The sequence below is a fragment of the Providencia sp. wls1916 genome (assembly GCF_009706585.1).
Taxonomy (GTDB): Bacteria; Pseudomonadota; Gammaproteobacteria; order Enterobacterales; family Enterobacteriaceae; genus Providencia; species Providencia lanzhouensis.
The window spans coordinates 654,755-679,895 of record NZ_WLUL01000009.1 but is presented as its reverse complement, the minus strand read 5'-3'; the positions used below and the strand labels follow the sequence as shown (position 1 = coordinate 679,895).

16 protein-coding genes and 2 tRNA genes are annotated in these 25,141 nt (G+C 41.3%); 11 read left to right on the top strand and 7 right to left on the bottom strand.

The genetic code is table 11. The features are described from left to right. Window positions 1-11: 11 nt before the first annotated feature. Both nrdA and ubiG read right to left on the bottom strand, forming a co-directional pair. Window positions 12-2,303, bottom strand: coding sequence for a class 1a ribonucleoside-diphosphate reductase subunit alpha (gene nrdA / locus GKR61_RS06375; RefSeq protein WP_154599424.1), 2,292 nt, complete (start codon window positions 2,301-2,303; stop codon window positions 12-14). Between the two features lie 335 nt (window positions 2,304-2,638). Then, the gene (gene ubiG, locus GKR61_RS06370) at window positions 2,639-3,361 is read right to left on the bottom strand and encodes a bifunctional 2-polyprenyl-6-hydroxyphenol methylase/3-demethylubiquinol 3-O-methyltransferase UbiG (RefSeq protein ID WP_036952802.1); all 723 of its coding nucleotides are present in this window, start codon (window positions 3,359-3,361) and stop codon (window positions 2,639-2,641) included. Window positions 3,362-3,690: 329 nt separating this feature from the next. Between ubiG and gyrA the strand changes: the two genes are divergently transcribed. Together gyrA and rcsC are read left to right on the top strand one after the other, a co-directional pair. Beyond that, window positions 3,691-6,294, top strand: a complete 2,604-nt coding sequence (gene gyrA, locus GKR61_RS06365; RefSeq protein ID WP_154599425.1) for a DNA topoisomerase (ATP-hydrolyzing) subunit A — start codon at window positions 3,691-3,693, stop codon at window positions 6,292-6,294. Window positions 6,295-6,441: 147 nt separating this feature from the next. Then, window positions 6,442-9,294, top strand: coding sequence for a two-component system sensor histidine kinase RcsC (gene rcsC / locus GKR61_RS06360; protein ID WP_071992156.1), 2,853 nt, complete (start codon window positions 6,442-6,444; stop codon window positions 9,292-9,294). An 81-nt stretch (window positions 9,295-9,375) separates the two neighbouring features. On the opposite strand, the gene rcsB is transcribed toward rcsC, so the two are convergent. Then, window positions 9,376-10,026, bottom strand: a complete 651-nt coding sequence (rcsB, locus tag GKR61_RS06355; protein WP_004259923.1) for a response regulator transcription factor RcsB — start codon at window positions 10,024-10,026, stop codon at window positions 9,376-9,378. Between the two features lies 1 nt (window position 10,027). After that, on the bottom strand, window positions 10,028-12,727 hold the full coding sequence (gene rcsD / locus GKR61_RS06350) for a phosphotransferase RcsD (protein ID WP_154599426.1): 2,700 nt from the start codon (window positions 12,725-12,727) through the stop codon (window positions 10,028-10,030). Between the two features lie 215 nt (window positions 12,728-12,942). Here rcsD and GKR61_RS06345 point away from each other — a divergent pair. The 4 genes from GKR61_RS06345 (at window position 12,943) to GKR61_RS06335 (ending at window position 13,843) form a co-directional block, all read left to right on the top strand. Further along, a tRNA-Ser gene (locus GKR61_RS06345) sits at window positions 12,943-13,030 on the top strand. Window positions 13,031-13,035: 5 nt separating this feature from the next. Continuing rightward, a tRNA-Thr gene (locus GKR61_RS06340) sits at window positions 13,036-13,111 on the top strand. A gap of 209 nt (window positions 13,112-13,320) precedes the next feature. Beyond that, on the top strand, window positions 13,321-13,485 hold the full coding sequence (locus tag GKR61_RS17580) for a hypothetical protein (RefSeq protein WP_165906929.1): 165 nt from the start codon (window positions 13,321-13,323) through the stop codon (window positions 13,483-13,485). Window positions 13,486-13,555: 70 nt separating this feature from the next. Further along, the gene (locus GKR61_RS06335; RefSeq protein WP_154599427.1) at window positions 13,556-13,843 is read left to right on the top strand and encodes a putative quinol monooxygenase; all 288 of its coding nucleotides are present in this window, start codon (window positions 13,556-13,558) and stop codon (window positions 13,841-13,843) included. Between the two features lie 407 nt (window positions 13,844-14,250). Here GKR61_RS06335 and GKR61_RS17805 read toward each other — a convergent pair whose 3' ends face one another. The 3 genes from GKR61_RS17805 to GKR61_RS06320 all read right to left on the bottom strand — a co-directional run bounded on the left by GKR61_RS17805 (window position 14,251) and on the right by GKR61_RS06320 (window position 18,472). Further along, window positions 14,251-15,747 (bottom strand): sulfatase-like hydrolase/transferase, encoded by a 1,497-nt coding sequence (locus tag GKR61_RS17805; protein WP_195848378.1) that lies wholly within the window; start codon window positions 15,745-15,747, stop codon window positions 14,251-14,253. A 359-nt stretch (window positions 15,748-16,106) separates the two neighbouring features. Continuing rightward, window positions 16,107-17,414 (bottom strand): glutamate/aspartate:proton symporter GltP, encoded by a 1,308-nt coding sequence (gene gltP / locus GKR61_RS06325; protein ID WP_036952889.1) that lies wholly within the window; start codon window positions 17,412-17,414, stop codon window positions 16,107-16,109. Between the two features lie 395 nt (window positions 17,415-17,809). Then, entirely contained in the window at window positions 17,810-18,472 is a 663-nt protein-coding gene (locus tag GKR61_RS06320; RefSeq protein WP_108477913.1) for a GntR family transcriptional regulator, read from the bottom strand. A gap of 429 nt (window positions 18,473-18,901) precedes the next feature. Here GKR61_RS06320 and GKR61_RS06315 point away from each other — a divergent pair, with 429 nt between their 5' ends. From GKR61_RS06315 to GKR61_RS06295, 5 genes are read left to right on the top strand one after another with little or no spacing between them, the layout of a single operon-like run. Further along, the gene (locus tag GKR61_RS06315; protein ID WP_036952895.1) at window positions 18,902-20,140 is read left to right on the top strand and encodes an NRAMP family divalent metal transporter; all 1,239 of its coding nucleotides are present in this window, start codon (window positions 18,902-18,904) and stop codon (window positions 20,138-20,140) included. A 27-nt stretch (window positions 20,141-20,167) separates the two neighbouring features. After that, on the top strand, window positions 20,168-20,947 hold the full coding sequence (locus GKR61_RS06310) for a LamB/YcsF family protein (RefSeq protein ID WP_154639647.1): 780 nt from the start codon (window positions 20,168-20,170) through the stop codon (window positions 20,945-20,947). Next, a complete protein-coding gene (locus GKR61_RS06305) occupies window positions 20,944-21,750 on the top strand; it encodes a putative hydro-lyase (protein WP_036952901.1) in 807 nt (268 codons plus the stop codon). The genes GKR61_RS06310 and GKR61_RS06305 overlap by 4 nt, the downstream gene beginning before the upstream one ends. A 10-nt stretch (window positions 21,751-21,760) precedes the next feature. Continuing rightward, window positions 21,761-23,365, top strand: coding sequence for an urea amidolyase family protein (locus GKR61_RS06300; protein WP_154599429.1), 1,605 nt, complete (start codon window positions 21,761-21,763; stop codon window positions 23,363-23,365). Next, window positions 23,352-25,094 (top strand): acetyl/propionyl/methylcrotonyl-CoA carboxylase subunit alpha, encoded by a 1,743-nt coding sequence (locus GKR61_RS06295; RefSeq protein WP_154609582.1) that lies wholly within the window; start codon window positions 23,352-23,354, stop codon window positions 25,092-25,094. Before GKR61_RS06300 ends, GKR61_RS06295 begins: the two co-directional genes overlap by 14 nt. The last annotated feature ends 47 nt before the right edge of the window (window positions 25,095-25,141 follow it).

Sequence of the window (25,141 nt, the reverse complement as noted above, 5' to 3'; positions counted from 1 at the left end):
AACCATCCCTATTAAATTTTACAAGCCCCGCCTTCACAATCAGAATCTGCGCTTTCAACAACTTCTTCCAGATCCCCCTGAACATCTTCAGCACCGTCGCGGGTGTTGTGGTAGTAAAGTGTTTTCACACCAAACTTGTAGGCTAACAATAAATCTTTTAACAGTTGATTCATTGGCACTTTGCCATTCGGGAAACGGGTTGGGTCATAGTTTGTGTTAGAAGAAATCGACTGGTCGATAAACTTCTGCATGATCCCAACTAACTGCAAATAGCCGCTATTGGAAGGCATTTGCCATAATAGCTCGTAAGCACCTTTCAGATTTTCGTAATCTGGCACCACTTGGCGCAGGATACCGTCTTTTGATGCTTTAATACTGATATAACCACGTGGTGGTTCGATACCATTGGTCGCGTTAGAAATCTGAGACGAGGTCTCTGATGGCATTAATGCAGACAGCGTTGAGTTACGCAGACCGTACTGTTTGATCTCTTTGCGCAGCGCTTCCCAATCATAATGCAGTGGTTCGTCAGTTAATTTATCGAGCTCACGTTTGTAAGTATCGATAGGTAACACGCCTTGCGCATAAGTGGTTTCATTGAACCACGGGCAAGCACCTTGCTCTTTCGCTAATTCATTTGAGGCTTTCAGTAAGTAATATTGGATTGCTTCGAATGTTTTGTGCGTCAGGTTGTTGGCGCTACCATCGGAGTAACGAACACCGTGCTTCGCTAAGTAGTAAGCGTAGTTAATCACACCAATACCCAGAGTACGACGACCCATAGAGCCTTTCTTCGCCGCAGGGATTGGGTAATCTTGGTAGTCTAACAGTGCGTCTAATGCACGAACCGCTAAGATAGCTAACTCTTCTAACTCATCGAGGCTTTCAATGGCACCTAAGTTAAACGCTGACAGCGTACACAAGGCAATTTCACCATTTTCGTCATTGACGTTATTTAATGGTTTAGTTGGCAGTGCAATTTCCAGACACAGGTTGGATTGACGAACAGGGGCAACCTGCGGGTCAAATGGGCTGTGGGTGTTGCAGTGGTCAACGTTTTGAATATAGATACGACCTGTAGATGCGCGTTCTTGCATCATCAATGAGAATAATTCAACCGCTTTCACGCTAGATTTACGGATTTTCTCATCTTGCTCATATTGCACATATAGGCGTTCGAACTCGTCTTGATCCGCGAAGAATGCATCGTACAAGCCCGGAACATCAGACGGGCTGAATAGGGTGATATCTTGGTTTTTGATCAGGCGCTCGTACATTAATTTGTTGAGCTGTACACCGTAGTCCATATGGCGAACACGGTTCCCTTCAACACCACGGTTGTTTTTCAGCACTAATAAACTTTCTACTTCTAAGTGCCAGATAGGGTAGAACAAGGTTGCTGCACCACCACGTACGCCACCTTGAGAGCAAGATTTTACCGCAGTTTGGAAATGCTTATAGAATGGGATACAGCCAGTGTGGAATGCTTCGCCACCACGGATTGGGCTACCCAGCGCACGAATGCGACCCGCGTTGATACCGATACCGGCACGCTGAGAGACATATTTCACGATAGCACTTGAGGTTGCATTGATAGAATCAAGGCTGTCACCGCACTCAATCAGAACACATGAGCTGAATTGACGTGTAGGTGTACGTACCCCCGCCATAATTGGCGTAGGTAAAGAAATTTTGAATGTTGATACCGCGTCATAGAAGCGGCGGATGTAATCTAAACGGGTTGCTTGTGGATAATGAGAGAACAAGCATGCAGCAACCAGAATATATAAAAACTGGGCGCTTTCGTAGATTTCACCGGTGACACGGTTTTGAACTAAATATTTCCCTTCCAACTGTTTAACAGCGGCGTAGGAGAAATTCATATCACGCCAATGGTCAATAAAACCATCCATTTGCTCGAAATCTGCTTCGGTGTAGTCTTCCAGCAAATGCTTATCATATTTACCCATCTCAACCAGATGTTTTACGTGGGCATATAATTTTGGTGGCTCAAACTGGCCATAGGCTTTTTTGCGCAGGTTAAAAATCGCTAAACGTGCAGCAAGATATTGGTAATCTGGTGTTTCACCGGTGATTAAGTCAGCAGCGGCTTTAATCATCGTTTCGTGAATATCAGAAGTTCTGATCCCATCATAAAACTGAATCTGAGAACGTAACTCCACCTGTGAAACTGATACGTTACTAAGACCTTCCGCCGCCCATGTAATAACTTTATGGATTTTGTCGAGGTCAATGCGTTCTTTATGTCCATCACGTTTTGTGACTAACAGACTCTGGTTCATGAGCAAGTACACCTTGGTTGAGTTACAAAATAGAGTCTCCCAAACGTAAAAAAGCTCATGATGAACAATCATGAGACTTGTATATTATATTTGTGATGACCACTATATGTAGTAGTTTGTTAAGAATCTAATAACAAGATAATGTTAATGTGCGATTTTATCAAGTGTACAAATCTGATAGTTTTTGTGGATAACAACTGGATAAGAAAAATTGATCATGTCGGTAAGCAGCATGAGAAGTGGAGTTGCCAAAAATTGACTTACCGACATTAACCTAAAAATTATTTTGTAAAGTTGAGACCGTTTGCTGTTTTCTTAAACGTACCGCTTGCTATTTATTCGCTGATCGTATGCAGCATATAGTTCACATCAACGTTAGGGCCTAACCAAAATTTATCGGTGATTGGATTATAATGCAGTCCCATCATATGTTGTTCTTTTAATTGCGTTTTATCGACCCAGCTAATTAATTCGGATGGGCGGATAAACTTATTAGCATCATGGGTGCCTTTTGGAACCATTTTCATCACATATTCCGCTGCCACGACAGCCATTAGCCATGCTTTTCTGTTGCGATTAATGGTGGAAAAAATAACATGTCCGCCAGGTTTAACTAATTTCGCGCAGGCTCTTACCACAGATTCTGGGTCTGGAACGTGCTCAAGCATTTCCATGCAAGTGACGATATCGTAGCTCTGAGGGTGTTTATCTGCATGCTGTTCGACGGTTTCTTGGACGTATTCCACAGGAATGCCCGATTCCAGAGAGTGTAGACGAGCGACCATTAATGGGTCTGCACCCATATCTAAACCCGTGACATCCGCACCTTCGCGCGCCATGCTTTCAGATAAAATACCGCCACCGCAGCCAACGTCGAGGATTTTCTTACCAAAAATGCCGTCTACACGTTGCATGATGTAGCCTAAACGCAGCGGATTAATGCGGTGTAATGGGGCAAACTCGCCTTCAAGATCCCACCAACGTGATGCTATCGATTCAAACTTTTCAATTTCTTGTTTGTCGACGTTTAGGTACGTTTGGTCTTGGGTATCATTCATCTGAGGAACTCCTATATCTATTTCTATCCTCGCATTACTTATTTTTACCTATTGGACTATATTTATTTTGCAAAATGCAAAAACAGGTTGGAATTCGTAATGGGACGATAGTCGCCCGTGAGTTAATTTATTGGGATTATGGACCAAATATGAAAATCCTTGAGAGACTATTGCTTGAAAATCTACAAGATTCGGACACATAAGCGCATTTTTCCGCTATTATACATAGCTTGAAAGACAAATACTCACTTCTCTTATCTCTTAATTAAATAAGGGAGTTGTGGTATAGTTTACTCTTTGAATCTGAAGTTATGAGGGACAGTGGTTCCATGAGCGAGATTGCCAGAGAAATCACCCCAGTCAATATCGAAGAAGAACTGAAAAGTTCCTATTTGGATTATGCAATGTCCGTTATCGTCGGCCGTGCACTTCCAGATGTTCGAGATGGGCTGAAGCCAGTACACCGCCGAGTGTTATTTGCGATGAATGTACTGGGAAATGATTGGAATAAACCCTATAAAAAGTCTGCCCGTATCGTTGGGGACGTCATCGGTAAATACCATCCACATGGAGACAGCGCCGTTTATGAGACCATCGTTCGTCTCGCGCAGCCTTTCTCTATGCGCTACATGCTGGTAGATGGTCAGGGGAACTTTGGTTCAGTTGACGGAGACTCCGCCGCTGCAATGCGTTATACGGAAATCCGTATGGCGAAAATTGCCCATGAAATGCTGGCTGATTTAGAAAAAGAAACCGTAGACTTTGTTCCTAACTATGATGGTACAGAGCAAATCCCAGAAGTGATGCCAACGAAGATACCTAACCTTTTGGTCAATGGTTCTTCAGGGATTGCTGTCGGGATGGCCACTAACATTCCTCCGCACAACTTAGGGGAAGTGATTAATGGTTGCTTAGCTTATATAGAAGACGAAGATATTAGTATCGAAGGCTTGATGGAACACATCCCAGGCCCTGACTTCCCGACTGCCGCTATTATCAATGGTCGTCGTGGTATTATCGATGCGTATCGTACCGGTCGCGGTAAAGTGTACATTCGTGCACGTGCCGAGGTCGAAGTTGATGAGAAAAATGGTCGTGAAACCATTATCGTCAACGAAATTCCGTATCAAGTGAACAAAGCGCGCTTGATTGAAAAAATTGCGGAATTGGTTAAAGAAAAACGCGTTGAAGGTATCAGTGCACTGCGTGATGAGTCTGATAAAGACGGTATGCGTATTGTCATTGAAATTAAGCGCGATGCAGTCGGCGAAGTAGTACTAAATAACCTGTATTCACTGACGCAATTGCAAGTTTCTTTCGGTATCAACATGGTGGCACTGCATCAGGGTCAACCAAAAATCTTGAACCTGAAAGATATTATTGCCGCGTTTGTTCGCCATCGTCGTGAAGTTGTTACACGCCGTACTATTTTCGAACTGCGTAAAGCCCGTGACCGTGCGCACATCCTTGAAGCGTTGGCGGTGGCACTGGCGAATATCGACCCAATTATCGAATTGATCCGTAAAGCACCAACACCAGCTGAAGCAAAAGCTGGGCTGATTGCCCGTTCTTGGGCTCTGGGTAATGTTGCTGCGATGCTGGAACGTGCGGGTGATGATGCTGCACGTCCTGAGTGGTTAGAGCCACAATATGGTGTTCATGAAGGTCAATATTTCCTGACTGAACAGCAAGCACAAGCAATTTTGGATCTGCGTTTACAGAAATTAACCGGTCTTGAGCATGAAAAACTGCTGGAAGAGTACCGTGAACTTCTGAAACAAATCGAAGAATTACTGTTTATTCTGCGTAGCCCTGAGCGTTTAATGGAAGTTATTCGTGAAGAGTTAGAAGCAATTCGTGATGCTTATAACGACCCGCGTCGTACTGAGATCACTGAAAATACCGCAGATATCAATATTGAAGATTTGATCAACCAAGAAGATGTGGTGGTAACGCTATCTCACCAAGGTTATGTGAAGTATCAGCCATTGTCTGACTACGAAGCACAACGCCGTGGTGGTAAAGGTAAATCCGCAGCGCGTATTAAAGAAGAAGACTTTATTGAGCGTCTGCTGGTGGCGAATACCCACGATACTATCTTGTGTTTCTCCAGTCGTGGTCGCTTATATTGGATGAAAGTCTATCAATTGCCTGAAGCTAGCCGTGGTGCTCGTGGACGTCCAATTGTGAACTTACTGCCACTTGAGCAAGATGAACGTATCACCGCGATTTTACCAGTGCGTGAATACGAAGAGGGCTATTATGTCTTTATGGCGACCGCGAGCGGTACCGTGAAGAAAACCCCTCTGCAAGATTTCAGTCGCCCAAGAAGTGCCGGTATTATTGCCGTGAACTTGAATGAAGGCGATGAGCTGATTGGTGTTGATTTAACCAACGGTAGCAATGAAGTCATGCTGTTCTCTGCGCAAGGTAAAGTGGTGCGCTTTGCAGAAGATGCGGTTCGTGCGATGGGACGTACAGCGACAGGTGTTCGCGGTATTAAATTAATGGACGACGATAAAGTTGTTTCTTTAATTATTCCTCGTGGTGAAGGCCATATTCTGACCGTGACTGAAAACGGCTTCGGTAAGCGTACTGAAGAAGCAGAATACCCAACAAAATCTCGTGCAACTCAAGGGGTTATCTCTATTAAAGTGAGCGAGCGTAATGGTCAAGTTGTTGGCGCTATCCAAGTTGAGGATACCGACCAAATTATGATGATTACGGATGCTGGGACTCTGGTTCGTACCCGCGTTTCTGAAGTTAGCGTCGTTGGGCGTAATACTCAAGGTGTGACGTTGATCCGTACTGCTGAAGATGAAAAAGTAGTTGGTTTACAACGTGTTGCTGAAACTGAAGACGATGACAATACCGATGAAGAGGGTATTGATGTTGACGGTGAAGCACAAACTGATGCAGATACCGAAGAGTAAGTATCATTCATCAATGAAACGGGCGGATTATCCGCCCGTTTTTGTATCTTTACACTAGCAATATACATGGAAGTTATTGGTTGTCGCTTTTCATCGAGTTAATCGAGTATACTCAGTATTAGTGATAATGTACTTGTAGGTAACGGATTGAGATATTTACCCTCGTTTAAAACATCCCTCAGATTATCTAGAGATCTTTTTCGTGTCCTAGGCGTTATGCTATGGGGAATGGGGCTTTTCATCACTCTGTTTTTCCTTTATATGCAGTTCAATGAACATAAATCTGATCTGCGCCAGCAATTCCATTCTGGTTATGAAAACCTGCAAGTTTATATTCAGCAGTCAAATGCTACACTTCGCCTTATTCATTCCATGACGGAGCAGCAACGACTCAAAGACGAAGAACATCAACAAAAAGTGGGTATTCAACAAGAAGATATCACTTTACCCGCATCCACGTCATACTCGCTATATCCACTCATGCCATCGGCAGATTGTGATGTATTTAAGCAGCGAACTCAGAATTATCTTTCTGCTTTTGAACAACTCAATATTTTCTGGAAAGACAGCATTGCGGTCCCCCAAGGCTTAAATCACGTATTTGTCTTTGGAACAGGCAGTTACTGCATGATGGATTATTCAATTCGTGCTGCAGTTTCTGATATTGATACGCTAAAAAAAGTGGTCTATGACAATGCGCGGATCTACAAACAGTTAAGACAGCAGGGTCAAGAGCGCAATTTATATACCATCACCCACAGTTCTCAACCATCAAATGGTCAACTCTATTTGATGATCCCTATCTATGAGAAAAGCTTAATTGTTGGTTTTATTGGGATTGAGCGAGCGATAAACTTAAATCAGTTTAATTTACGTAATAATCCAGCCGTTGAAATCACATTAATTAACTCATCAAATCAACCTGTTCTCTACACTTCATCAGATTCGAATATTAAAAATTCACCATTGCTGACATCTGGAGAGATAAATTATTTCGGTTTTAACTCTGATTATACTCAGCTGTTTTTTAAGAAGCGTTTAGCACCTTCGCAACTAACGGTTATTTATTCAATTGAGACATCGTATTTAATCAGCAACCTAAAAACATCAATAATTTACGCAATATTAATTAATATTTTGTCTGGTACGTTAATTTTCTTTTTAATTTGGTTATTAGAAAGACGAATGTTAGAGCCTGCAGCCAATACAGCGATTCGTCTTGAAGAGCATGAACAATTTAACCATAAAATTGTGGCATCAGCTCCTGTTGGGATCATTATCCTAAGGCTAAGTGATGGCGGCAATATTCTGAGTAATGAGCTCGCACATAACTATTTCCGTTTACTGAGTGAAGATGATAAACAGCGAATTTTGACGATTATTCGTCAAAAATCTAGCAACTATATTGATGTTGTTGCAACGAATGGCACCCATCTGCAAATTAGTTTTGTGAATTCACGTTATCAAAATGAAGATGTGGCTATCTGCGTATTGATCGACATTAGTATTCGTGTGCAGATGGAAAAATCATTGCAGGATGTCGCAGATGCAGCGGATCAGGCGAACCAAGCGAAATCGATGTTCTTAGCCACGGTGAGCCATGAATTAAGAACACCGTTGTATGGGATCATCGGTAATATTGAGTTATTGCAACGGTATGATTTATCAGATAAAGCGCTTCGATTAGTTTCTACAATGGATAATTCGTCATCGCTATTGTTGCAGATTATCAGTGATATTTTGGATTTCTCCAAAATTGAATCCAAACAATTAAAAATAGAAAATAAATTATTCAATTGCCGCAATGTATTTGCTTATGTCCTCGCTAACTACGTGCCTTTAGCAACTAAAAAACAAGTGTCACTTTACTCTTATATTGAGCCGAACATTCCAGACATGATGCTTAGCGACCCAGTGCGCCTACAACAAGTTATCTCCAATATTGTGAATAACAGCATAAAGTTCACAGACTCTGGTTTTGTGATGCTGCATGTTTGGAAAGATGAAAATTATTTAAAAATTGAAATCAAGGATTCGGGGATTGGAATGACCCCAGCAGTGGTTATGCAATTATTTGACCCATTCTTCCAAGTATACGATCAAAATAATGGACACAAAGGGACAGGGTTAGGGCTCGCTATTTGTGAGAAACTCATCAACTTGATGGATGGTGATATTGGTGTGGATTCTCAAGCGGGGCTGGGGAGTACGTTTACGATCCGCATTCCACTCTATGACCAGCAATATTTAGAACCCGTTATTCCTGAGTACCGAAAAAATTACCGTGTCGCCGTGACGGGTCAAAATGCATTCTTAATTGATTTTCTTGTAAGATTGCTCGAACACCATCATTTTAATGTGGTAACGGGCTCATCCATTGATATCAATGAGACGTATGACTTGTTGATTACGGATACCCAAGAAAGTGTTGCCTTACAGAATAGAAACTTGCTGAAACTCAGTAGTTTATATTCAGGTGAATTATTTGAAACTCAACCAAGTAATTGGCTCTATAACACTTATCAGCTCGATAAGCTGCCAATGTTGATTGATAAAATCATTGTTAAGTTGGTTCAAGGTACTAAAGAGAGTTTAGAGAACCATGACCTTGAAGATGCCGATGCAGATTTGAATACGTTTAAAGTCTTAATTGTTGATGACCATCCTATTAACCGAATGCTATTGACAGAGCAGCTGACAAGCATTGGCTTTATGACAAGTACGGCAGTCGATGGATTAGATGCGTTGAAATTCCTTGAGCATAATCATGCGGACATTGTTCTTTCTGATGTGAATATGCCCAATATGGACGGTTATCAATTGGCGCGCACGTTGCGAGAACAAGGTTTTAGGCAGCCTATTGTAGCGTTAACGGCAAATGCCATGGCAGAAGAGAAGCAGCGTTGTCTTGATGCGGGTATGAATGATTGTCTCTCGAAGCCTACATCGATCAGTGTGCTACGGGAGTCGTTGGTGAAATATGTTAAACCTAATGAATAAATTATTTATTAAACAGTTAACATATTGAATAGAAAAAAATAAAAGCCCTGAACGGGCTTCTATTTTAGCGCCAAAAAACGATTATTCAGAAGGGGAATTGTCGATACTGACTGATGAAAGGTAATTCAGCAGTGCGATATCATTTTCAACACCCAGCTTTAACATCGCCGATTTTTTCTGGCTACTAATGGTTTTGATGCTGCGATTTAGTTTTTTAGCAATCTCAGTGACTAAGAATCCTTCTGCAAATAAGCGTAGCACTTCACTTTCTTTTGGTGATAAACGCTTATCGCCATATCCACTCGCATTCACTTTCTCAAGCAATTTACTGACGCTTTCAGGGGTAAATTTCTTCCCTTTTTGTAAGGCAGCTAGCGCTTTTGGTAAGTCAGCAGGCGCACCTTGTTTTAGTACGATACCTTCAATATCAAGCTCAAGAATAGCGCTTAAGATCGCCGGATTATTGTTCATGGTGAGGACAATAATCGATAAGTCAGGGTAGTGACGCTTAATGTATTTAATTAATGTAATACCATCGCCGTATTTATCGCCAGGCATAGACAAATCAGTAACCAGAACGTCTGCATTCAGGCGCGCTAAGTTATTAATTAAAGAAGTAGAATCTTCAAATTCACCGACGATGTTTACCCATTCAATCTGTTCAAGCGACTTTCTGATACCGAAAAGAACAATAGGATGATCATCGGCAACAATGACATTTAGGTTATTCATATTATTGGTTACCTTCTGGCATTAGTCTTTTCACTGAGACATCCAGTTCTCTAATGCAATTTTTTATTTCAAATCCGTTTTCATCTGCTATGTAATGTTCCAAATCTTCACAAAGTTTATGAAGATAATGGAATTCAAGCATAGCAAAAACTCCTTTTAAACGATGTGCAGTGTCTTTTAATTCGGTTAAATTCGCAACACTTTCACTATTATACAGTTTATTAATATCTATCGGTACTGTTGAGATAAACAAATCTTTATAATCGCTCTTCGACAGAATTAAATGATAGCCTGAAATAATATTATCGACAGAATTATTCGACTGAGAGTTATTTTCTCGTAGAACGAGTGATGAAGATAGGTTGGATTCATTATTATCTTCTGTCTCATTCGCTTGTTCTATCAATAATGAGATAGCATCGATAAGTTCATCCGCGAAATTGTAGTTAACTTCAATATAATTTGGGTTAATACAATTTATTGAAGATAGATTTCCCTTAATTTTAATTATGTTATTAAAGGAAACGTCATCATTGTCGGCGATCAAGAGATCCCAGTGGCTATGTGGTGAGCTCTCATCGATATCAAGAAACTCTGCACCATAATGCGATAAGGTCTGTTTAACAATGCGACGAGTATCAATATTCTGAATATTCAAGCGAATATACATATCTTCAAGCAGAGCAGGGTATTCATGGCTTTGCATCTGGGGTTGCGCGGGGAGCTTAATTTGATAATGGCTACCGATGGCATCACTTGACTTGATACTAAATGTTCCCTGCATTTTTTTCGTTAATAATTTGCAGAGGTAAAAAGTCATGCCAGAACGCTTAAATTGATTTGAACTTTGTGCTTTCCCTGTGAATGGGCTTTGCAAGTTATTCAATTCAATATGAGTTAACCCAATTCCGCTGTCTTTTATATCAATAGAAACTTCACTTTTTTCTTCAATATAGTCAATTGAAACGGTAATTTTACCAAAGGCTGTAGTTTCTATTGAGTATTCCCAAATTGATTGGAATAAAATCTGGAAATAATCCGGGTTATTTTCAATTAATGAGTCAGGATTAATGTTGTTATAAAAATAGAACGAAAGTCCTTTTCGATTTAAATGTGCTAAATTTTGTTTAAGATATTGGTTAATCATCTGACCAATAGCAAATTTTTCTGTTTTAAACTCAATCTGTTGAGTTTCTAATTGACTAATAAGTTCGATATTTCTAAACCAATTATTGATATAAAACAGTTGGTTTTGAATTTCAGATAATAATGGATTTTTAGGCTCGCCGAGTGAAGAGCTTAATTGGTTAAATTTGGCATCAATTTGGTTAACAGCGGGTAGAATTTCCTGGCAAATATTTTCGAAAACCACTTTTCTAAGTTGAATATTTCGTTGGTGCTCACGCGTAGCCATTTCTTGGCGTTTTTGCGTCAGAACTTCTTTATCTTTATCTATGATGATAAACAAAATGGTGTTTTCTTTAATTAAGCTTTTCACCAAAATGATTTCATAGATATTGTTTTCTATGGAAACTTGAATGACATCATTATGATCGGTTGCCATTTCTTTGATATGTATCAGATCCATAGATGGTAATAAGTGATTCGCGATACTGTTACTTAATAATTTTTTATTGCTATTAAAATCAAAGACTAGGATGCCATAAGAAATATGGTTAAGAATGTCATTATTGAGGGCATCTTTAAACTGGAGCTCATCCAGCATTGAAGCATTGGGTGAAATAATTCGCTTGCGGATAAACATGGTGGTGATCAGCGCCAAAATACTGACCGCAATCATGCAGGTAATTAACCAAAAATTGTAACTTAGCACCCCGAAAATAATACTTTTCAGAGAAAGGGTATAGCTAATCTGGTAATTAGTGCCTTCAATGGGTTGAGATAGCATAAGGCTGGTGCCGACGAGTTCGCTGGCCGCTTGGCTATTTTCTTGATTGTTTGGTCGCTGTGAAATCGAAATATCATCACCCTGTAATGTAAAGGGGAGGATTGAATTGATAGAAATATCAAAGGAGATCACACTACTAAGGCGCCCTGGCGAGTTAAAGACTAAACGATAGGTATAGAAGTAAACATTATCCTGCGCATTTTTCTGCATATTGGAGATAACTTCACGGCGATCTAATAATGTCGATTGGGTGATCATATCAGAGCGCTTATCTTCCGCCGTTAGTGTTAAATAGCTTTCTTTATAGCGTAACTCTGGTTTTAGAATGGAATGGGTAGTTACCAGAACTAAGGAGTTGTCTTGACCATTAAGGTAGTACATGGAGTTAAATTCATTCCGTGCCCCCCATACAATCTCCATATAGTTTGCGAGCTTTGTCGCTAAGACTTTACTGCTTGGTTTATTGAGACCAAACACAATGGAATCAATGGTCTGGTTATTGCTACTTAGCCAATAAACATCGTGGCGCATTTCAGTCACGGAAATGTCGTTAACAGAGTCAGGTGTAGTTTTATCATTGGCAAGCTTATAGATGTGACCCGCTTGATAGCGATAATCTTCAATTTGATAAGCGAGTCGATTAGCGAGAGTGTTGATGGCCGTTTGGTGCGCTAACATCCATGCGTGATAATAATTATAGAGGGACAACGACAGCATTGTGACGAGCAGCACAATAAAGGCAATAAAAATGCGAGAAAGAACATTCGGTTTTAATAATGATTGTTTGTACATACAGTCCCACGCCGTCACACTGGCAAATTAGATTAATCAGATTAAAAATCATACGCCTAGGTACGTTATAGACACCGATTTTGCACAGATATTAGCATTTTTTTAGGGCAATAGAGAACAATTGAGTGAAGATTAGTCAAACGAACAAAAAAATGCAATTATTTTACTATCAGGGGTAGACAAGCCCCCGGGATTCCTCCATAATCGCGCCCCATGGAGAGATGGCCGAGCGGCTGAAGGCAGCGGTCTTGAAAACCGCCGATGGGAAACCATCCTAGAGTTCGAATCTCTATCTCTCCGCCAAATTAGCCGGCTTAGCTCAGTTGGTAGAGCAACTGACTTGTAATCAGTAGGTCACCAGTTCGACTCCGGTAGCCGGCACCAAATAAGAACCCGCTATATCGAAAGATATAGCGGGTTTTTTCTTTGTCAGTCATCTATACCCTCTGTTTTACGTTGTATTTTCCGTATGCTCCGTCCGTCGACAATATCTGTTTTCAGTAATCCTCATATGTCACTAAAGGTTAGTTTGGTGATCATTTATTAAACGCATGGTACCTTCTTTGTCATGGCACAGATTAATGAGGTTCAACATGAATACCCATCAAGATGACATCAACAAGGCTGCTCAGATAATTATTGCTGGGGCAGAGCGAATCCAGCGCTTTGTTGAAAAATACCATGACTATCTCTCTGATAAAGATAAAGCAAAATTAGCGCAGATAATTAAAAATGTGGATGATAAGCTGAATCAATAAGAGCTTTTGAAGCTCGCTTAGTTGAAAGGGATTGATTTGAGTTTTAACAAGCTAAACAAAGAGGATTACCATGCTAAAAGTCATTGCTGAAGATTTTATCAAGCCGGAAGCGGTAGAAATTGTATTGCCGCTCTATAAGGCACTTGTTGAAGCCACAAAGAAAGAACCGCTATGTATCGCTTATGACCTTTATATTGATGAAAAGGATCCTGGACATTTTGTTTTTATTGAAGAGTGGCCGAATCGTGCTGCATTAGATTCACATTGTGCGTCTGAACACTTCCAACGATTAGTACCGATGATTAACCACTATCAAAGAGCAGAGCCTAAATTTATCTTGATGGATGCGGCGTTTTAATACGGAAGAAAACATTTAAGTATCGTATGTAAAACTCATCCAAATAATGTCTCAGAAGCTCCCCCTAAATAGTCGGTGTATTGTTTTACTATAGAAGGGGGCTTTGGGTTTACGTTCAACTTTATCGAATTATAGCCAATTCTGAAACATAAAATATGACAGGGTAAATACAAAGATAATCATTAGGTGCTGTAAAACTTTTAAGAATAAAAGAAAGCGTCTGACTTGATTCATTGCTGCAAACCCAAATAAAGAATGACCTAAATTAAAGTGTATATTTAGCGTAGCAATGAAATGAAATCTTGCGAGTAAATATCACATAAGTAATAAATTAAATTTCAAATTACGTAAAAGTAACTATTAAAAAGGCGATAAACTGAGTTAATTTATCGCCTTTGATTGGTATTTTATTTCTTTTTATCGTTATTAAGACGTTCAAAGTTCATTGAATCTTTATCAAAATTAATGACGGTATTTTGATTTTCACATTCTTGATTCGAAATCATTGTACATGATTGAGAAATACTCTTCTCCGATATTCCAGTCCACTGAGAGAATAATGTCATAAAACTCATTGCACTTCGACGAGTAGAAATAACCTCGCGTTGAGTGGAATCAGACGATGTGATAAAAAACGGTACTTCATAATTTTGCCGTGTTTTATCACCATGGATCAGATCAGTTTGGTTGTCGATAAAAGACAGACCATGGTCAGAAAAGTAAAGCATAGACCATGATGTATTTTGTTTTATAAGTAGTTGCTGAATTTGAGATAACAAGATATCCGTATTCTTAATAGATTGAATATAGCAAGAAAGTTTGTCGCTTATATGAAATTGCTCATAAGTGTTATCAATTCTATCGCAGAATGGTGAATGGCTACCAATTAAATGCACCACAATAAGCTTATGTTGAGCAGGCTGCTCTAAGGATTCTACAAAATTAGGGATTACAGAGGCATCTTGAGACATAACATTATTATCGAGTAACGCACTTCCACCGACAAAATAAGCATGTGTTGCACGCTTGGCGATTGATGCTACAGGACCATCATGCTTACCGTAAGTGCCTTGTCTCGAAATCCAAAAAGTTTTGAAACCCGCTTTGTTTGCGAGAGAAATAATATTATTTTGCATTTTTGGATATAAAGATAAGGTATTTGACAACGAAAGGTTGGTTGAACCTGATGCAGAAATATAATTATCGAATATATAGCCTTTTACTGTATCGGTAAAAGGGGTGTTTTCTATTGGAAAACCATAACTGTGCATGAAGTCACGGCGAACACTTTCGCCAATAACAATGACATAAACATGATATTTAGGATTGGAGGTGACTGTTTCAAAGGTATCATTACCTTCAATAGATTTTTTTTCTTGCTGTAAATAATCTAGGTAAAAGAGGCTTTCAGTAAAGAAACGATACTCAGGTAATCCAGATGTTAAAAGTAACCGCCAGCTTCCTTCAGAAATAGCTTTAATAGGAGATATCGCGGTGATTATCAAAAAAATAGCAGAGAAAGCAAATTTACTTTTTTTATTAACCTCAAACTTCAATTTGAATATGAAATAACTGAAACACAAGAGAAGAATTGATAATAAATAATACTTGTAATTGATGTTTTTAAGAAAGCCTTTAGCTTCCTCGCTATCCGTATAATAAAAAGATGAAAAGATATTATAATCAGGATAGCCGTAAAGTAACCCTACAGGTAGATAGAAGATACCCACTAGGGTATAAATGGCAATAATGGTTTTATACACTTTAGGATAGTCATTAACGACAATTAATATTCCTGTGATGGCTAGGATGTAGAAAATCTTGAAGTGGTAACCCATTGCATAATGAATAGCGGTAAAGAACAAAAATAACGCAATAAATTTTAATAAGAAATTATTTTTCACTAAGTTGTGCATATTTTCATCAATTTCTGTTTTTGAGTAAGAGGTTATCGCTTAGCATGTATCATTGAGTATATATCAATCGTAGATAAAATAGTGTACAAATATCAGCAGTAGAATGAAATAATAGTATAATAAAAAATATTTAATAAATCATTTTTTGATAAAGCTAGGTATTATTTCTAATAATTAACTGATTTTAGGTGATATTAGCATAACTGATTGAATGGTAAAATAATTTTTATAGGGATGAGTGAGGGCAATCAACGATAAATACGCTGATTCAAAGCCATCTTTAATCGTTTAAAGATGGCTAGGGTTAGAAATTAGAAATAAGAAGAGCCTGGATATTTAGTCTTTAATTAAAAACTTTCCTCATACTCTCGGGCTTTTTTCTCATCATAATTGTGTTCCCATTTGGCGATAATCAAGGCAGCTAATGCGTTACCAACCACATTAAGTGCAGTCCTTGCCATATCGAGAATACGGTCAACACCGGCAATGAATGCCAAACCTTCTAATGGAATCCCCACAGAGCCTAACGTTGCCAGCAAGACGACGAATGAAACTCCCGGAACCCCTGCAATACCTTTTGACGTGATCATTAAGGTAAAGACTAAAATAAGCTCTTGCCCTAATGACAGCTCAATACCATATAGCTGAGCAATAAAAATGGCAGCGATACTTTGATATAAGGTGGAACCATCTAAGTTAAATGAATAACCAATTGGGATAACGAAACTGGTGACAGATTTTGGTGCACCATACTTCTCCATTTTATCCATAATACGAGGAAGTACAGTTTCAGAGCTGGCGGTTGAATAAGCAAGCAGTAACTCATCCTTTAATATTCTCATCAGAGTAAAAATATTAATTTTGCAATAACGTGCAACAATTCCGAGCACCACAACAGCGAAGAAAATAATCGCACAGTGAACCAAAATAACTAACTTCAGCAGAGGAACCAGTGAAGTAAACCCAAAGTTTGCAACGGTGACGGAAATTAATGCAAACACCCCGATTGGTGCATACATCATGATCATGTTAGTCACGCGGAACATGGTTTCAGAAAAAGTTTGCAGAACATCTAATAGTGGCTGTTTCTTTGCTACTGGTAGAGAAGATAATCCTAAACCAAATAAAACCGCGAAGAAAATAACAGGAAGCATATCGCCACTCGCCATGGCAGCAAAAATATTGCTCGGTACCAAAGATAATAAAGTATTCACGATCCCTGAAGGATGGCTAGCAACCTCCTGCGTCGTTTTTTGGTACTGAGAAATATCCACTTGAGTGAGCTGAGACATATCAATGCCCACACCTGGTTGGAAGATATTGGCAAACGAAATACCCACAATGATGGCAATGGTAGTAATGATTTCAAAGTAAAGAATCGTTTTGAAACCCAATGTGCCTAATTGTTTTGTATTCCCGACACCAGCGATCCCCACAATCAAGGTCGAAATGACGATAGGTACCACAATCATTTTGATTAACTGAATAAAAATCTTACCGGCGGGAGAGAGAACATTCAGTATTAACCAATCTTTGTATTCCACGCTTTCATGCAGTAAAGCACCAACGATAACACCTAAAAAAAGCGCAACTAGAATCTGCCACCCTAACCCAAATTTAAACGGTTTTTTTGGAACGATGTTGTTTAGTGTCATAAATAATTCTCGTTTATATTAATAATATTTAACATTGTATTTTTATTATGCTCAGTTTTATAACCAATATTCGGAAAAACCACAATCATTTATTCGAGAAAGTAGAGTTATTTACAATGGTTACTTATAACAAATTGTAAATTAAGTTTCTGAAATTGAATGATTTGTTAATATTTATTTCTATTTGTATCTATATGTGTTGCTAAATTGATAATAAAAAGTGATTAATCTAATCTATAAAGATTGTTAAATACAATTTTTATGAGTTGGATTTTCTGTGGAGTGTTTAATTCTGCAATATCTATGCAAAATTATTTGCATAGATATTGAATTAAAAAAATAAAGGGGTAACAAAAGACATGGGATAAAGCGAGCCATCTGTAAAAATGAGGATTTTATAGCAGTGATTGGCTGCGCTTGTAGGCGGCAAGTAATGTGCGTTCAGATAAATCGAGGTAGTGTAAAAGTGCTGCGGCCGCTTCTTGATTTTTACCTGCATCAAGTAACTCTAAAATAGCTTGGTTTTTATCAATGTAGGGAGCATAGAGCAGTTTGGCATCATTTAAATGACCAAAAGCTAAACGTAGTTCAGCGGCAATATTATGATAAAGCTTAATTAACCTTTCACTGTCCGACAATTCCACAATCGCGGTATGAAACTTCATATTGGCGGTACCGACACCTACCCAATCTTCCGTTTTTTCATGCTTTCGAGCTTCAGCGACAGCGAGTTTCATTTTTTGAACGGCAGGATGCAGAGCATAAGCATGGGTCAATGAATCACATTCAATTAATCGACGCACTTGGTAAATATCAATAATCGCCGCCATATCTGGGACGGAAACATATACCCCTTTATTGGGAGCGTAGGTGAGTAGACCTTCTTGGGTTAATACACGAAAGACTTCCCTTAAGGTATTACGGGAAATATCCAACTCTTCACTCAATGCGGCTTCTGATAAACGTTGTCCCGGCGTTAACTCACCAATCGTAATTTTATGGCGGATAGTTTCTGCGATAGTGACTGACAAGGTTTGTGCGACGGGCTGTTTTTTCATAAAAAGGTGAGCCTAGTTGAAGAAAAGTAGGGTGAACAGTTCATTAAAACAGGTATTTGAGCGCTATCTTCACATATTCGCTGTAGGGCAGCAAGACTCCTTTTATGCACTAATTCAGGGCATTTTCCTTTTTGAGCACTAAATTGGTGCTTTGGCGTATTACGCCTCTCATTCTTAATGTTACAGATAAACATTAATTGTTAAAAAAGTGATCAAGATTTGATTTTTAACTTACCAGAAACGATTTTGATTGCTTAATTATTCATCGCTCCGTATTAATTGTTCAACAATCTTCATTCAATAAATTAACAATCCATACCACTGATAGAACAATGGCACGAAAATTGCCTCTACAAATGAGTTCAGTATTAAAAAACTTGCACAACATCAAAATACAGATAACAACAAAAACTACAGAGGAGTATGCATATGGCAGCTCATGAAAATATCTCGACAGCAGAATATGTGAAGAAACGTCGTTCCTCGCTGATTGGCGCTATTTTTTTAATGGCAACATCAGCGATTGGTCCCGGATTTATCACCCAAACCGCGACATTTACCGTTACTTTAGGTGCCGCGTTTGCTTTTGGTATTTTAGCCTCCATCGTGATTGATTTCGTGGTACAGCAAAATATTTGGCGAGTGGTGACACTCACGAAAATGCACTCATCCGATATCGCCAATGCGACAATTCCCGGAAGTGGCTATTTACTGGCGGTGTTAGTCATCTTTGGTGGATTGATATTTAATATTGGTAACATTGCTGGGGCTGGTTTAGGTTTGAATGCACTCGTTGGTCTTGACCCTAAGTGGGGCGGTTTACTCAGTGCGCTCTTAGCGATTTATATATTCTCGTCCCGCAAAGCTAGTAGTTTTATTGATAGATTAATCATTGCATTAGGTTTGGTCATGATTGGTCTAACCCTCTTTGTGATGATTGCATCTAACCCACCAATTGGTGAAGCGTTACGTCAAAGCGTACTCCCTGATACCGTCGATTTTGCGATGATCACCACGATTGTTGGCGGAACGGTCGGTGGTTATATCTGCTACGCAGGGGCGCATCGTTTACTGGATAAAGGCGAAGTTGGTGTCGAAAACATCAAAGCGGTTTCTAGCGCAGCGACCAAAGGGATTATCGTCGTCGGTGTCATGCGCTATGTCCTGTTTTTAGCTATCTTAGGTGTGGTTGCTAGTGGCGTGACGATTGATATTTCAGGTAAAGCGGCGAACCCTGCCTCTCAAGCCTTCCAAGCCGCGGCGGGTAATTTCGGTTTACGTATTTTCGGTTTAATTTTATGGGCGGCAGCACTGACTAGCGTTATCGGTGCAGCGTACACCTCCATGAGCTTCTTAAAAGCGTTCAAATCTTCCATTACAGAAAGACAACGTAATATTGCCACTATCCTGTTCATCGCTGTTTCATTGGCTGTTTACCTGTTTATGGGAACCGCGCCAGCCGCTCTATTGGTCTTTGCCGGTGGCTTTAACGGCTTGATTTTACCGATTGGTCTGACGCTGTTTGTTTATATTGGCTGGAAACGTGCAGATTTAATGGAAGGGTATCATTATCCACGTTGGTTACTGTGGTCGGGGGTCGTGACCTGTGCGTTAACGTGGTACATGGGTGCCATGTCCGTGAGTGCAATTTTCAACTACTTAAAATAAGTCGTTATCAAGGATTGAGGAACAATAATGAATAAGCAAATCGACCTAAATAGCGACCTTGGTGAAAGTTTTGGTCAATGGAAAATGGGCAATGATGAGGCGATGTTGAGCATTGTCAGTAGCGCCAACATTGCCTGTGGATTTCATGCGGGGTCTCCCGATGGGATCCTCCAAACGCTCATTGCCGCGCAAAAGCAGGGTGTGACGGTAGGAGCGCATGTGGGATATCCAGACTTAGTCGGATTTGGTCGTCGAAATATGGACATTGCGTCTAACGAATTAACCGCAGACGTGATTTATCAAATTGGCGCATTAAAGGGGCTTGCAACGGCGGCTGGCACCCACGTGGAATATGTTAAACCACACGGCGCGTTATATAACACCATCGCCCATGACAAACGCCAAGCAATGGCTGTCATTGATGGGATCTTGAAGATTGATAACCAGTTAACGCTGGTGGCATTAGCGGGATCCCCATTGATTGGTTGGGTAAAAGAGAGCGGATTGAAGGTGGTCGCAGAAGCCTTTGCTGATAGAGCTTACAACAGCGATGGTACGCTGGTTTCTCGCAAGTTAGCAGGTTCCGTTCTGCATGATCCAGAGTTAGTGGCTAAGCGCATGTTGCAGTTAGTGAATGAAGGTGGCGTAGTCGCTATTGATGGGAAATTCACTCCTATTGAAGCGGGCTCTATTTGTGTACATGGAGATAGCCCCGGTGCGTTAGAGATGGCGAAAAAAGTGCGTGAACTCTTTGAACTGCAAGGAATCGGTATCCGTGCGTTTGCAGGAAAGGGAGGCCAAGCATGAATGCATTAATGAAAGCCTCAAAAGAGGCTATTCAAGCGGCGAAATCAGCGAGAGAAGCGATTCGCCATGGCTATGATAAACCCACAGCAGGTATGGCGCCGGGAATGACTCAAGCCAATATGATTGCGTTGCCGAGAGATTGGGCGTTTGATTTCCTACTTTATGCTCAACGTAATCCCAAAAGTTGCCCTGTCTTGGATGTGTGCGAATCAGGGAGTTGGCAAACTGTGTTAGCCGAAGGCGCCGATCTGCGTACTGATATTCCTCGTTATCGCGTTTGGGAACAGGGCAAGCTGGTGGATGAAATTACGGATGCGACGGCTATTTATCAGCAACATCCTGATTTAGTCACTTTCTTGATTGGTTGCAGTTTTACCTTTGAAACACCGATGATAGAGGCGGGTATTGATGTTCGCCACATTACTGATGGTTCCAATGTGCCGATGTATAAAACAAACCGACTGTGTCGTCCTGCGGGGCGTCTAGAGGGCGAGCTTGTGGTATCCATGCGCCCAATCCCTGCCGATCGTGTTGCCGATGCCGTCATGATATCGGGGCGTTTTCCCGCGGTACATGGCTCTCCCGTACATATTGGCGCACCTGAATTACTGGGGATCCAAGATATTATGCGCCCTGATTTTGGGGATGCAGTCCGCATTGAACAAGGTGAAATTCCTGTATTTTGGGCTTGTGGTGTGACGCCTCAAGCGGCGGTGATGAAATCGGGTGTTCCTTTTGCGTTAAGTCATGCTCCGGGATATATGTTTATCACGGATGTTCCTGACGCCGCTTACCACGTATAGGGGGGGGCTTATGCGTTTCTTACCTGTCAATTTAAGCGCGTTTATGGTTGAACTGCCAAGTCTCGAACAGACGATGGCACTGACAGACTCATTAACGCATCGCCCAATTAACGGCATTGAAGAGATAACCCCAGCGGCACGAACGGTATTAGTGCGTTATAACCCAGCAATTGAGCATATTAATGCGATTGTGCAGCAAATTTCTCTGCGCAACATTGAAGGCGGCGAAGCTAAAACGGGGAAATTAGTCACTATTCCCGTGCACTATACCGGGGAAGACTTACCGGAAGTGGCGGAGTATTTAGGGGTCACTATCGAAGAGGTGATCCGTCGCCATACGGAAAATGAATATCTGGTGGCATTTAGCGGTTTCGCGCCTGGATTTGGTTATATGGTATCGAAGCAAGCGCAATTACAGGTACCGCGCCGCCAATCCCCTCGTGTGCGAATTCCCGCTGGTTCAGTGGCATTGGCGGGAGAATTTAGCAGTGTGTATCCACAAGCCAGCCCCGGTGGTTGGCAACTGATAGGTCAGACTGATTTAGCCGTGTGGGATATTAATCGACCAGAACCGGCACTTTTACAAGCGGGTTATCGGGTACAATTTGTTGACCAAAGCAAGAGTTCCGTGAGCTATAGTTTACCGAGTCAAACTGACATTAAATCTATCGATGAAAACCAAACGTACGATCTCACCGTGTTGGCGACCGGGCTACAAACCTTATTTCAGGATAGAGGGCGTATTGGGCAGTCAGCATTAGGGATCTCCGAATCAGGAGCGATGGATAAATCGGCGCTATACAGTGCAAATCGTTTGGTCGGTAATTGTACCCAATCCACTGTACTGGAAGTCACACAAGGTGGCTTAAAAGTCCGTGCTAATCGAGACCTTTTGGTCGGTATTACAGGTGCCCAGTGCCCTGTCACCATCACGACAGAAGACGGGCAAATATTTACCTCAGCAACCTACCAACCGATTCACCTCGCGAAAGGGGATGTCATTCAATTAGGACGCCCAATCAACGGTGTACGTAGTTATTTTGCCGTACGCGGGGGCTTTTCTGTGGCGCCAGTTCTTGAAAGCTGCTCATTCGATACCTTAGCCCAAGTAGGACCCGCACCATTGATGGTTGGACAATCTTTATCGATTCATCAAAAAATGAATCATCGCGCCATTTCGCTCACAGAATCCCCAGCCTTTGACTACCCGACAGCAGATGATGTGGTGGTATTGGATGTAGTAATGGGACCCAGAACAGATTGGTTTACTGAACAAGCCGCCGAATTACTGCGTCAGCAAGTTTGGCAAGTGACTGCCGCCTCAAACCGTATTGGGTTACGCCTTACGGGTGAAGTGCCGCTAAGTCGTGAACTGTTACAAGAATTACCAAGCGAAGGAACCTGTATTGGCGCCATCCAAGTCCCAGCTAATGGGCAGCCGGTCTTATTTTTAAATGACCACCCATTGACGGGAGGATATCCGGTGATAGGTGCGGTGTGTGACTATCATTTGGATCTTGCAGGGCAAATCCCCGTGAATGGCAAAATCCGCTTTAATCCATTACGTGAATTTTATCAACTTGAAGGGAGTCATGAAGCTTATGAATACCAATAATAAAAATGCACAGCATAAGGTATTGATTGCCAACCGTGGTGAGATCGCCGTACGTATTATTCGAGCTTGCCGCGATTATGGTTTTGCGTCTGTGGCGGTGTATGCCGATAGCGATATTGACGCATTGCATGTCAACATGGCGGACGAAGCTTATGGGTTAGGTGGCAACACCCCAGTACAGAGCTACTTAAACATTGAGAAACTGATTGAGGTAGCAAAAAAATCCGGTGCAACCATGGTGCATCCGGGCTACGGTTTTCTTTCTGAACGTGCTGAATTCGCGCGAGCAGTACAACAAGCTGGCTTGATTTGGGTTGGTCCAAGCCCAGAGAGTATTGATATTTTAGGGGATAAAGTTCAAGCCCGACATATCGCCTTACAAGTGGGTGCGCCGCTTGTCGTGGGAACCAAAGATCCCGTTGAAACCGCGCAGGAAGTGGTGCAGTTTGCCCATCAACATGGGCTACCAATCGCAATTAAAGCTGCATTTGGCGGCGGTGGTCGCGGTTTAAAGGTGGCATGGCAGATGCACGAAGTGGAAGAGTTATACCACTCTGCGGTGCGTGAGGCGACAGCGGCATTCGGTCGCGGGGAATGTTTTATTGAGCAATTTTTGCATAACCCTCGCCATATTGAAGCGCAAGTCATCGCTGATACCCACGGTAACGTTGTTGTCGTGGGAACGCGAGATTGTTCGTTGCAACGCCGAAACCAAAAGTTAGTGGAAGAGTCTCCAGCCCCGTTTTTAGCCCCTGAACTGGAGCAACAAATCATTCGCGCTTCCACAGATATTTGCCGTAAAGCCGGCTATGTGGGCGCGGGAACGGTTGAGTTCTTATTAAGCCAAGAAGGCACTTTATCCTTCTTAGAAGTGAACACTCGTTTGCAGGTTGAGCACCCAGTCACAGAAGAAACGGCAGGAATTGACTTAGTGGTTGAGCAGCTACGTATTGCTGAAGGTTTGCCGCTGAGTATTCAAGAAACGCCTAAACCTCGTGGTCACGCTTTTGAATTTCGTATCAATGCGGAAGATGCAGGGAATGGCTTCTTACCAACTCCGGGAACCATCTTACGTTTTGATGCACCATCAGGCCCAGGCGTCCGTGTTGATAGTGGAGTTGAAACAGGCAAAACTATTCCCGGTACCTTTGACTCGCTAATGGCAAAATTGATTGTGGTCGGTCAAACCCGTGAACAAGCGATTGTACGTGCTCGTCGCGCATTAGCTGAATTTAAGATTGAAGGGATCGCGTCCGTATTGCCTTTTCATCGTGCGGTGATGGAGCAAGCGGATTTTTGTGAAAACTTTAAGGTGCATACCCGTTGGATTGAAACGGAATTTAGTGTTGAAATTCCCCCTGCGAAACGCCAATTACCACAAGCCGAACAAGCGTTAACACGGTCATTTATTGAAATTGATGGGAAACGTTGCGAACTGGGGTTGCCCGCGCAATTGTTTGCTGGAATGGCGGTGAACCCAACGACAGCAACTTCTGCACCTCAAAGCGTTGAAAACAACCCTAACAGCGTGAACGCCCCCATTTCTGGCGTGCTATTCAATTGGCTAGTTCCTCAAGGAAATAAGGTAACAGAAGGGGACATTATTGGCGTGATGGAGGCAATGAAAATGGAAGTTCAAGTCATCGCCCACCGTTCAGGGGAACTGAAATATACGGCTAAACAAGGGGATTTTATCAATGCAGATAATAAAATTGCGGAGATTATCTAATCGCTAATGGCGATTAATCGTTAATAAGGGGTGGCGAATAGCCACCG